Origin of the sequence: Winogradskyella sp. SM1960, assembly GCF_020179375.1 — a bacterium.
Classification (GTDB): domain Bacteria; phylum Bacteroidota; class Bacteroidia; order Flavobacteriales; family Flavobacteriaceae; genus Winogradskyella; species Winogradskyella marina.
Window position 1 is genome coordinate 358,155 of sequence record NZ_JAICBG010000003.1, and the last position, 11,617, is coordinate 369,771.

An 11,617-nucleotide genomic window follows, 5' to 3' on the forward strand; every position below is an offset into this window, starting at 1 on the left:
TATTCAGAAGGTACTGAAATAAATTCAGCACTAAAGAAAAACGCGCTCAATTTTGAGCGCGTTAGTTTATGTTAATTCGATATCAAATTGAGTTAGACTCTTAAATTGGTCTAATCGTTTGTAAATTTCTTTGTCCGTTAGGTTTTGCATGCGCTCTGTTCCAAATTTTTCAACACAGAAAGAGGCTAGAGTAGAGCCGTAAATAACAGCTGTTTTCATGTTTTCAAAAGAAAAATCTCCTGTTTTTGCTAAATAACCAGCAAATCCACCAGCAAAGGTATCACCTGCACCTGTTGGATCAAATACTTCTTCTAATGGAAGCGCAGGAGCATAGAATACATTACCATTATGAAATAATAATGCTCCGTGTTCTCCTTTTTTAATGACGACATACTTTGGACCCATTTCATGAATCTTTCTTGCTGCAACTACTAAAGAGTATTCACCAGATAGTTGTCTTGCCTCTTCGTCATTAATAGTGATAACATCTACATTTTTAATTACAGAAAGCAAGTCGTCTAATGCGATATCCATCCAAAAATTCATGGTATCTAAAATGGCTAATTTAGGCTTTTTAGACATTTGATCTAACACGCCTTGTTGTACTAGTGGATGTAAATTTCCTAACATAACAACGTCAGAATCTTTGTAGCTATCTGGTACAACCGGATTAAAATGTTCTAATACATTCAGCTCAGTGACTAAAGTGTCACGAGAGTTCATGTCATTATGGTATTTTCCACTCCAGAAGAAGGTTTTTCCTTCGTTTACAATTTCTATACCTTCAATATCAATATTTCTATTTTTTAAAAGGTCTAAATAGTCTTGAGGAAAATCGCCGCCAACTACAGAAACTGCAGCAGAATCTACATTAAAATTTGAGGCAGATAAACCTATATATGTTGCAGCACCACCAAGGATTTTATCGGTTTTACCAAATGGTGTTTCAATGGCATCAAAGGCTACGGTGCCAACAATTACTAATTTACTCATAGAAGCTGTTTGAATTAAAGTGCAAATTTACGTAAAATATATTCCTTGTGAAACATGAAGTTTTACAATACACAAATGGTTTTTTTTTAATAAAGTCAATATGAGGTCTTGGATTTACAAGGAATAGACTATATACTCATTTAGATTTTAATACAAAAAAGCTGCAATTTTTAAAATTGCAGCTTTTTTATAAGAATAAATTAAGTCTACGGTATATTATAATTTAACCATACCAATATGTAATAAATCGCCAGCGACGCTACTAGCAGAGTTACCAATAAAATAACTGATATCTACGATATCATCAGCTGCAAATACATGTTGAAATGTTCCAGAAGCTCCAAAAAAATCATTTGAAGGTAGATTAACTACACCTCGTGTCATATACCCAGTGCGAGTTCCATTTTTAAATACCGCAAAAACATACTTTATATCTCCAGACTCTAGATTTCTAGTTGCCCAACTTGCATTGATTAAATAGGTTCCCGCTTTAAGGATTTTTATTTTACCATTACTTACAACTTCAAAATATTCTGAATCGATTTCAGTTACGTCATCAGCATCTAAAGGGAATTGATCAAAATTAGTAGAATTGCTAGTTGTTGCAAGGCTAGTTCCATTCATAGCTCTGTACATCGTTAAAGAAGGTATTGTTTCTTCTTCTGCAGTTAAGCGTTTCCAGCTGTCTGTGTAAATTTCCAAACTCTGAGTTGTTGTATTGTATATGGTAAGACCTTCAGCAGGAGATGAAATTAAATCGCGCTCAGCAGTTGTAAGTCTAGGTAATAATAAGCCTTTATCGCTACTTTTTAATTCTAAAATACTAGATGCATCTGGATCTTCTACACCAATACCTACTTGTGAAAAGCTTAGAGTTGTAAAGATTAAAAACAGGCCTAATAGGGTTAAGTTTACTTTCATTATACTATAAAATTATGAGATTTTAGAGACAAATAAACACTAAAATTATTAAGTATCAAATTTTATGCGCAATTATTTACGAATGATACGTTTAAATTTGCGCGTTTAGTTTTGATCTTTTTACATTAATTAGTGTGCTATGATGACGGGGTTACTTTTTTTGTGTTTATGAATTGACATATGCTCAATATGTCGATTTCGGCATAACGTATTAAATATAATGTTTGCAGATGTAAGGTAAGTTCGCTTTTAGAGTAAATACGATAAATTATTTTATTAAAACATAAACACCTGACAATAAGGGTTTAAGGTAGGTTTTAGGTGGTATGGAAACTTAATTAATTATAATTTCATTTGATTAATTAGAATTATTAACGTTTATTGCATCTTCTCCCTTAAAACTTAACTCACATGAAATACAATTTTTTAGTATTATTTTCAATATTCTATAGCTTAAATATTGACGCTCAAGATTTATCTAGTACTATGACTGTTGCTCCTGGTACGTCTGTTTCAATAAAAGGTGGTACAACATTATCTGCAGCAGAATTAAACCTAAAATCTACATCAGATAGTTTTTCTAGCGTTATGTTAGATGGCACCATTACGCCTTCAACAGTTGTTAATTATGACCGATATGTCAATGTTGTAGGAACTACTGGAGGAAATGGAGGTAATGATTTAATTTCATTACCAGTTAAAACTGCAAGTGTTACTTTTGGAGATTTTTTAAACTATAGTGCAGACTATGGTTCAACTGTCAACTCAGCGTCTATTCCTACAAATGGCTCTGTATATGCGTTTGGTCCTTATAATAACGCGAATCAGTCTTATACTAATTACGCTTCAGCTACTCCAGGTAATGGCGACGTGTTAGAGCGTGCTGTTGGTTATAGAGCAGCCTCTAATTTAGGAGAGACTTTAAGATTTACAGGTACTATATCTAAAGATACAGAAACTGTAACTATTACGACTACAAATCCAATTATTGCACCAGAGACAGATGGTAATCCAAAAAACTGGAACTCTGTTGGTAATCCATATCCTACGTATTTAAATTCTTCTTTGTTTTTAGATGAAAATGAAGATCAATTAGCAGTAGATGCTGTAGGTATATACGGTTATAACAGTGGTACACAGTCTGGTACTGGTACTATTGGTAATTTTACAATAATTAATAGATTGGTTAATACAGGTCTTAATATAACTCCTGGTCAAGGTTTTTTACTTGCTAATGATTTTACTGAAGCTTCTAATGTAATAAGTTTTACACCTGCAATGCGTGTTTTTAGTGGCTCTGATGATTTTATATTAGGAAGAAGCGATAATGTAAATGAAATGGTAAGACTAAAGGCAGAACATGCTGGCGGTGATTTTGCAACAGAAATATATTTTAATGAGAATTCTACTCGAGGCTTAGATCCTGGTTATGATGCCAGACTTTTTGGAGAGGCTTCTCTTAATTTTTCATTGTACTCACATTTAGTTGAAGATAATGTTGGAATAAGTATGGCGATTCAAAGTTTAGGATCTTCAGATCTTAGTTCTGTTCGTATTCCATTAGGTCTTAAAGCATCGCAAGGACAACAAATAACGTTTAGTATTGAGATATCTACTCTGCCAGCAAGTGCAGAAGTTTATCTTGAAGATAATGTTGAAAATACAAATACATTATTAAATCAAGGAGATTACACATTTACAGCAGATACTGCAATTGATGGAACTGGAAGATTTTATTTAAATATAGGTACCGAAACGTTATCTCTAATCGATAATGATGTAAATACACTAAGCTTATATGCAGCCAACCATAAGATTTTTGTTAAAGGTGAATTGTTAGCAACAACTCAGGTTAATGTTTATGATAGTTTAGGTCGTGCGGTAATGTCTTCTAATATCTCAGTAGGCTCAGATTCAAACGAAATTGATGCATCGCAATTAACAACAGGTATTTATATTGTTAAATTAAATAATGGTGTGCAAGAACTTACTGAAAAAGTAATTCTTAAATAATATCCATTACATATAATCTTAAAGGGCTATTAATTAAATCTTAATTTAATTAATAGCCCATTTTTTTTAGATTAAAATTACTAGGTAGCCTATTGGTTAACTAACGTGTTGTGATTCGTTATTTCCTTCCAAAATCTGCAGGAATCTCGCCCCAAGCCTTAGTTTCCCACTTTACAATAGTAGTAGAGTAATCGTTTGTTTTTAACCATTGTACAGCACGATCTACTAAGTCGTAAACAGGTTTATTTTTGGTGTTACGCGGGAGTTTAGAATTACATGATTTTTTGCGTACCCAACTCATAGCTGTTCTAGAATCGGTGTACATAATGCGATCACTTTTATGCTGTTTTAAAAACGCTAACCCATGGACTAAAGCTAAAAATTCACCAATATTATTAGTGCCTTGTTCAAAAGGCCCTTGATGAAAGAGTTGTTTTTTTGTTTTGGTGTCTACACCTCTGTATTCCATAATGCCTGGATTTCCGCTTGATGCTGCATCTACAGAAATAGAATTATAATTGGGTTGCCCTATTTTTTTGAGTTCTGTTTCAGAAAGTCCACTGGAAAACGATTTGTTTTTTCCTATATAATCAAAATAATTCCCTTTTAATGCTTTTTCGGCTTCATCACGTGTGGGGAATGATTTGTATTGTGCACCTTGATAATCTTTAATTTGAGATTTACAGGCATTCCAAGAGGTATAAACTCCTTTTTTATGACCTTTCCAAACGGTATAATATTTTTTTTTCTTCTTACTCATCTTTAGTTCTCGCGATAACGGGAATCTCTGTTGTTATTCTGAATGAAATAAAGAATCTCAAAACGATGCTTCAAAACATTCAGCATGACATTTGATTAATTTAATAATAACTCATTAACTACGCTCGGAAAATGCTCCATCTCTAACAAATGAATCTTTCCAGCCACATCGTCCGCAGAGTCCGAAGCTAAAACTTCACATTTTGCTTGAAAAATAATAGCTCCTTCATCATAGTTTTCATTCACGTAATGGATTGTAATCCCAGTTTCAGTTTCATTATTCTCAACAACAGCTTGGTGAACATTCATACCGTACATGCCTTTTCCTCCATACTTTGGTAATAGTGCAGGATGAATATTAATGACTTTGTTTTCGAACTCTTTTAATATGAATTCAGGAAACTTCCAAAGAAAACCTGCCAATACAATAAGATCTGGTTGTGATGCCTTTAATAGGTTTAATACATCATCTGACTTTGAAAAGGCAGTTCTGTTAAATGATAATGCGCTAACATTCAATTTTTTACAGCGATCTAAGACTTTGGCATGAGGATTGTTAGTTAAAACCTGAATAACAGACGCAATATCGCTGTTGTAAAAAAACTTAATTAAATTTTCAGCATTAGAGCCACTTCCGGACGCAAAAATTACAACACGTTTCATCAATTAGTTTATATTTTAAATTATTGTTTGATGGAATTCACTAATTTAAAAATCACAGAATGCACTGCAACTTTTGTTTAAGCTCATTTCATTTACAGGTATATTTCTTCTTAAATATTCGAACAAAAAAAAGAATAATAATTAACAATTAGGGTAATTCCAAAATACATTATCTTTTTTTTTACTAAATTACAAACACATTTTAACGGTAAAGATGAATAATCAAATAAAGTTTTTTATTTTTGCCATCTAATTAAAACTTAAAATTAAAAAATTATGTCAGACATTGCATCACGAGTAAAAGCGATTATCGTAGATAAATTAGGTGTTGATGAAAACGAAGTTGTAACTGAAGCAAGCTTCACAAACGATTTAGGAGCGGATTCATTAGATACTGTAGAATTAATCATGGAATTTGAAAAAGAATTCGATATTCAAATACCAGACGATCAAGCTGAGAATATAGCAACAGTTGGTCAAGCGGTTTCTTATATAGAAGAAGCAAAATAATAACTCAATTTTATGGAATTAAAGCGAGTCGTAGTAACGGGTTTAGGTGCACTAACACCTATAGGTAATACCAAAGATGAATATTGGGATGCTCTTATTAATGGAATAAGTGGTGCTGCTCGTGTAACACATTTTGATGCTGAAAAGTTCAAAACGCAATTCGCTTGTGAAATAAAAAACTTTGAGGTTACTGACTTTATTGACAGAAAGTTAGCACGACAAATGGATAAGTTTTCGCAGTATGCAATGGTGGCTTCTGATGAAGCAATTGCAGACTCAAAAATAGATCTAGACGCTATAAACAAATTAAGAGTGGGTGTAATTTGGGGAGCTGGTATTGGTGGCTTAGAGACATTTCAGGATGAAGTGTTAAACTTTGCTGCTGGTGATGGAACACCTCGATTTAATCCACGCTTTATTCCAAAAATGATTGCTGATATAGCACCAGGAAACATATCTATAAAATATGGTTTTATGGGTCCAAACTATACTACAGTATCTGCATGTGCATCCTCTGCAAATTCAATGATCGATGCCTTAAACACTATTCGTTTAGGGACTTGTGACGTGATTGTAACAGGTGGAAGTGAAGCGGCAGTTACTATTGCTGGTATGGGAGGATTTAATGCTATGCATGCTATGAGTACTCGAAACGAAAGCCCTGAAACAGCTTCTAGACCATTTGATGCTAACCGAGACGGTTTTGTATTGGGTGAAGGAGCAGGTGCAATTGTATTAGAAGAGTATGAGCACGCCAAAGCAAGAGGAGCTAAAATCTACGCAGAAGTTGTAGGTGGAGGTTTGTCTTCAGATGCATATCATATGACAGCGCCACATCCTGATGGTATTGGTGTTGTTGCGGTAATGAAAAATTGTTTAGAAAATGCAGGCTTAAATCCTGAAGATGTAGATCATATTAATACACACGGAACATCAACTCCATTGGGGGATGTTGCCGAATTAAAAGCTATATCCGAAGTATTTGGCAGTCATGCTAAAAATATAAATATTAATTCTACAAAATCTATGACAGGTCACTTGTTGGGTGCTGCTGGAGCTATAGAAGCAATTGCGTCTATTTTAGCCATGAAGCATGGTTTAGTACCACCAACAATAAACCATGAAACGGTTGACGAAAACATAGATCCGGAATTAAATTTAACGCTCAATAAAGCTCAGAAACGAGATATTAAAGTCGCTATGAGTAATACCTTTGGATTTGGCGGACACAACGCTTGTGTATTATTTAAAAAATTAGATTAAATCCCGAATGAGCTTCATTCGTAACATATTAAATTCCCGTTCTCAAAAAGACGGGAATTTTTTTTTAAAAATTAAAGATATCATTGGGTTTAAACCCAAGTATAAGTCTCTTTATATCAATGCGTTTACGCATCGTTCTATGAATATAAAGGACGATAAAGGAAACCCTATTAATTACGAGCGTTTAGAGTTTGTAGGTGACGCTATTCTTGGTTCTGTCATTGCTGCTTATCTATTCGAAAAAGTGCCTCATGGAGACGAGGGCTATCTTACAAAAATGCGTTCTAAAGTGGTAAGTAGAGAGCATCTCAACAAATTAGGTGAAGAATTAGGACTTATTAATTTTGTAGAAAGTAGAATTCCAACGTCTAATTTTGGGAATAACATACACGGTAATCTTTTTGAAGCTTTAGTTGGTGCTATTTATTTAGACAAAGGCTATAGTTGCTGCGAAAAATTTATTTATAAACGTGTTATTAATCCACATGTAGATATTGAATCTTTAGAAGGCAAAGTCATTAGCTATAAGAGCTTATTGATAGAATGGTGCCAGAAAGAAAAAAATACTTTCGATTATGAAGTGTATGAAGATACAGGGAAAGATGAGCTAAAACACTTTTCTGTAAAACTCACTATTAATGACAAAGTGGTATCTAAAGCGCGAGCAACATCTAAGAAAAAGGCTGAAGAAAAAGCATCTAAACGCGCCTTTTTTGCTTTACAAACTCAAATTACTAAACTGGATTAAGTTTCATTCTTCAATAGAAATAAATCAACGCAACTATAACGTTTTCGTAGATTTTAAGTGTTAATCTTAGCATTTTCTTAATTAAATTAAGCGATTAATGTGCTATATTTACCATTCAAAGTTATAATTGTATGGCTTTACACAAACTTCAGGTAGATGATTTCTATGATGATTCCTATAAACTAATTGCGATTCATTGTAGGATAGAAGATTATCGATTGGCTTATTTGCTCAACAAGCATTTAGAGCTTAAGTTAGAACGTAAGGAACAAGATATCGATTTTAAGTATTTAGAATCTTCATACAGTATTTTTGAATGGGATAATGAAACGGAATATGTGTTATGGAATTTAATTTCTAACATATGTAAAAAAGAAGAGGATAGTTTAAGTAGTACAGGAACGTTATTTAGCGCTTCTGAAAAAGTGCTTAAAACATTCCATTTAATTTCCGAATATAAAAAGGTTGATTATTTCATTAAAATTTCTGACGAAATACAGAATGTAGATGAAAAAATGATCTTAAATAAGTTACAAGCCATTCCGCAAATTATAACAAGTTATACGGTAGATCCGTTAAAAATAAAATCGAAAGACCATTTAATATTTTAGATTAATGTCAATAAACAAGAAAACAAAAATAGTAGCAACTTTAGGACCTGCAACAAGTACAAAAGAAGTATTAAAAGCAATGCTAGATGAAGGTTGTAATGTATTTAGAATTAACTTCTCTCATGCCGATTATAAAGACGTTGAAGAACGTATAAAAATGATTAGAGAGCTTAATGAAGAGTTTGGTTATAACGCTTCAATTTTAGGAGATCTTCAAGGACCTAAACTAAGAGTAGGTACCATGAAAGGTGAAGTGGTTGTAAATGAAGGTGACGAAATTATTTTTGCAACAGGTAAACGTTTCGAAGGCACTAAAGAACGTGTTTACATGACCTATGATAATTTTCCACAAGATGCACAACCAGGTGAACGCATCCTATTAGATGATGGAAAATTAATTTTTGAAGTTGTTTCTACAGACAAAGTTTCTGAAGTTAAAGCACGAGTTATTCAAGGAGGTCCTTTAAAATCTAAGAAAGGAGTTAACCTTCCAAATACTAATATTTCACAACCAGCATTAACTGAAAAAGATATTGAAGATGCCATTTTTGCGATTAGTCAAAAGGTAGATTGGATGGCCTTATCGTTTGTACGACACGCAGAAGATTTAATGCAATTAGAGGAATTAATAAGTGAGCATAGTGATTATAAAATTCCAATTATAGCTAAAATTGAAAAGCCAGAAGCGGTTGAAAATATCGATAAAATTGTTGCGTATTGTGATGGTTTAATGGTTGCGCGTGGTGATTTGGGTGTAGAAATTCCTGCTGAAGAAGTACCATTAATACAAAAACAACTCGTTTTAAGAGCTAAACGTGCGAGAATTCCGGTAATTATTGCCACCCAAATGATGGAAACAATGATTACAAGTTTAACTCCAACACGTGCAGAGGTTAATGATGTAGCCAATTCTGTGATGGATGGAGCTGATGCTGTTATGTTATCTGGAGAGACTTCTGTAGGGCAATATCCAGTACAAGTTATTCGCCAAATGTCGAATATAATTCGAAGTGTAGAAGATTCACCATTAATTGAAGTGCCACAATCTCCTCCACATATTCGTACGAAGCGTTATATAACAAAAGCTATTTGTTTCCACGCAGCAAACATGGCCAACGAAATAAGTGCTAAAGCAATTTCTACATTAACGAACAGTGGTTATACAGCTTTTCAGATTTCGGCATGGAGGCCATCGGCTCATATTTTAGTGTTTACATCAAACAAACGTATACTAACACAACTAAATCTTCTTTGGGGAGTAACAGCGTTTTACTACGATAAATTTGTTAGTACAGACGAAACTATTGAGGATGTGAATAGAATTGCGTGTAAAAAAGGCTATTTAGAAGTTGGTGACATGTTAATTAGTTTAGCAGCAATGCCAATACAAGACAAAGGTATGGTAAATACGTTACGAGTTTCTGAAATAGAGAATTGTAGTTTTTAGACCATATTTGTAGAGGAACTAATTAAAACTTAAACTGTAATTGTACACTTACAGTGTTTTCTTTTAAAGGTTTAGTTTTTTGTGGCTTAGTATTTAAATTAGACATTGAAATACCTAAAAGCCTAACTGAATTATTTAAAGTGTTTTGATATAACAAATCTTTAGCTGTTTCTAATATTATAGCTTTATCGCGCACAAAATAAGCCAAGGTTTTACTTCGTGTTTGCAAAGTAAAGTCACTATACTTTATTTTTAAGGTAATGGTTTTGCCTGAAACATTGTTTTTATGTAAGCGTTTAGATACTTCTTCTGCGATATGCTCTAGTTTTTCGAGCATAAAAATTTCAGAAGAAAGGTTTTCATTAAATGTGCGTTCTGCAGCTAAAGATTTACGTATTCTATTTGGTCGGACTTCACTATTGTGTATACCTCTAACGACGTGGTAATAGTAGCTTCCTGATTTTCCGAAATGGTCTTCTAAGTAGTCTAAAGATTTTGCTTTTAAATCTTTACCAGTAAAGATGCCCTTTAGATACATTTTTTCAGCGGTGACTTTTCCGACACCATAAAATTTTCGAATGTCTAAATCTGCTAAAAATTGAAGCACATCTTCTGGGTTTACCGTATGTTGCCCATTGGGTTTGTTATAATCGCTAGCCACTTTAGCAATAAACTTATTGATAGATATGCCTGCAGAAGCCGTTAAGCCAACTTCTTTAAAAATCCGCTGTCTTATCTCTTCTGCAATTAAAGATGCGCTAGGGAAGCCTAATTTGTTTTCTGTAACATCTAAATAAGCTTCGTCTAAAGATAAGGGTTCAACTAACTCTGTATAGTCAAAAAATATGTTACGTATGCGTTTAGAAATTTCTGTATAACGTTCAAAATCTGTTTTTACAAAAATAAGTTCAGGACATAATTTTATAGCTAAACGACCAGACATGGCGCTTTTTACACCAAATTTTCGTGCTTCATAACTTGCAGCACTAACGACTCCACGTGTTCCACCACCTCCAACAGCAATTGGTTTACCTTTAAGGTCAGGATTATCCATCTGTGCTACGGAGGCGTAAAATGCATCCATATCCACATGAATTATCTTTCTTATTGGTAAATCATTAATCATAATGTAAATTTATGAATTCCTACGTTTGCCGGAATATCAAATTGAATATTAATACGTAAATAAATCGTCTTGCTTAGCAAGAATTAAGGATGATAGAAATAGAACGAAAATTTTTAGTGAATTCAGAAGCTTTTAAAACAGAAGCTTACAATAGCTATGCTATAAAACAAGGTTTTTTAAATAGTGATAAAGAACGGACGGTACGCGTACGATTAAAAAAAGAGGTTGGTTATATAACCGTTAAGGGTAAAAGTACTTCCAATGGTTTATCGCGTTTTGAATGGGAAAAAGAAATTACAATTACAGAAGCTGAATCCCTTTTAAAGTTGTGTGAACAAGGCCTTATTGATAAAACACGTTACGAAGTAAAACTTGGAAATCACACTTTTGAAATCGATGAATTTTATGGTGATAATGAAGGCTTAGTTATAGCTGAGGTAGAATTAAACTCAGAATCCGAAAGCTTTAAAAGGCCAAACTGGTTAGGTAAAGAGGTGACAGGTGATCCTAAATATTACAATTCGCAATTAAGTAAAAAGCCTTATAATAAATGGTAAAAGAAA

The 11,617-nt window shown here is 33.3% G+C and carries 12 protein-coding genes; 7 read left to right on the plus strand and 5 right to left on the minus strand.

Annotated features, from left to right (window positions below):
* Positions 1-66: 66 nt before the first annotated feature.
* Complete coding sequence (locus K1X16_RS10410; RefSeq protein ID WP_195870463.1) at positions 67-993, minus strand: PfkB family carbohydrate kinase; 927 nt, start codon at positions 991-993, stop codon at positions 67-69.
* A gap of 216 nt (positions 994-1,209) precedes the next feature.
* Positions 1,210-1,914: a hypothetical protein gene (locus tag K1X16_RS10415; protein ID WP_225036089.1), complete on the minus strand. Its 705-nt coding sequence runs from the start codon at positions 1,912-1,914 to the stop codon at positions 1,210-1,212.
* 411 nt (positions 1,915-2,325) lie between these two features.
* On the opposite strand from K1X16_RS10415, the gene K1X16_RS10420 reads away from it, so the two are divergent.
* Positions 2,326-3,927 carry a T9SS type A sorting domain-containing protein gene (locus K1X16_RS10420; protein WP_225036090.1) on the plus strand — a complete coding sequence of 534 codons (1,602 nt, stop codon included), beginning with the start codon at positions 2,326-2,328 and terminating at the stop codon, positions 3,925-3,927.
* Between the two features lie 118 nt (positions 3,928-4,045).
* Here the strand turns inward: K1X16_RS10420 and K1X16_RS10425 are convergent, their stop codons facing one another.
* Together K1X16_RS10425 and K1X16_RS10430 are read right to left on the minus strand one after the other, a co-directional pair.
* Positions 4,046-4,687: a viroplasmin family protein gene (locus K1X16_RS10425; RefSeq protein WP_195870466.1), complete on the minus strand. Its 642-nt coding sequence runs from the start codon at positions 4,685-4,687 to the stop codon at positions 4,046-4,048.
* Positions 4,688-4,782: 95 nt separating this feature from the next.
* Complete coding sequence (locus K1X16_RS10430) at positions 4,783-5,349, minus strand: phosphoribosylglycinamide formyltransferase (RefSeq protein WP_225036091.1); 567 nt, start codon at positions 5,347-5,349, stop codon at positions 4,783-4,785.
* A 276-nt stretch (positions 5,350-5,625) separates the two neighbouring features.
* On the opposite strand from K1X16_RS10430, the gene K1X16_RS10435 reads away from it, so the two are divergent.
* From K1X16_RS10435 to pyk, 5 genes are all read left to right on the plus strand, one after another.
* Complete coding sequence (locus tag K1X16_RS10435) at positions 5,626-5,859, plus strand: acyl carrier protein (protein WP_013750595.1); 234 nt, start codon at positions 5,626-5,628, stop codon at positions 5,857-5,859.
* 12 nt (positions 5,860-5,871) lie between these two features.
* A complete protein-coding gene (fabF, locus tag K1X16_RS10440) occupies positions 5,872-7,122 on the plus strand; it encodes a beta-ketoacyl-ACP synthase II (RefSeq protein ID WP_225036092.1) in 1,251 nt (416 codons plus the stop codon).
* Positions 7,123-7,129: 7 nt separating this feature from the next.
* The gene (rnc, locus tag K1X16_RS10445) at positions 7,130-7,870 is read left to right on the plus strand and encodes a ribonuclease III (RefSeq protein ID WP_225036094.1); all 741 of its coding nucleotides are present in this window, start codon (positions 7,130-7,132) and stop codon (positions 7,868-7,870) included.
* Positions 7,871-8,001: 131 nt separating this feature from the next.
* The gene (locus K1X16_RS10450) at positions 8,002-8,481 is read left to right on the plus strand and encodes an IPExxxVDY family protein (RefSeq protein WP_195870470.1); all 480 of its coding nucleotides are present in this window, start codon (positions 8,002-8,004) and stop codon (positions 8,479-8,481) included.
* A 4-nt stretch (positions 8,482-8,485) separates the two neighbouring features.
* Entirely contained in the window at positions 8,486-9,928 is a 1,443-nt protein-coding gene (pyk, locus tag K1X16_RS10455; protein WP_195870471.1) for a pyruvate kinase, read from the plus strand.
* 22 nt (positions 9,929-9,950) lie between these two features.
* On the opposite strand, the gene dinB is transcribed toward pyk, so the two are convergent.
* Positions 9,951-11,054, minus strand: a complete 1,104-nt coding sequence (gene dinB, locus K1X16_RS10460) for a DNA polymerase IV (protein WP_225036096.1) — start codon at positions 11,052-11,054, stop codon at positions 9,951-9,953.
* 89 nt (positions 11,055-11,143) lie between these two features.
* Here dinB and K1X16_RS10465 point away from each other — a divergent pair, with 89 nt between their 5' ends.
* On the plus strand, positions 11,144-11,611 hold the full coding sequence (locus tag K1X16_RS10465; RefSeq protein WP_225036098.1) for a CYTH domain-containing protein: 468 nt from the start codon (positions 11,144-11,146) through the stop codon (positions 11,609-11,611).
* Positions 11,612-11,617 lie beyond the last annotated feature (6 nt).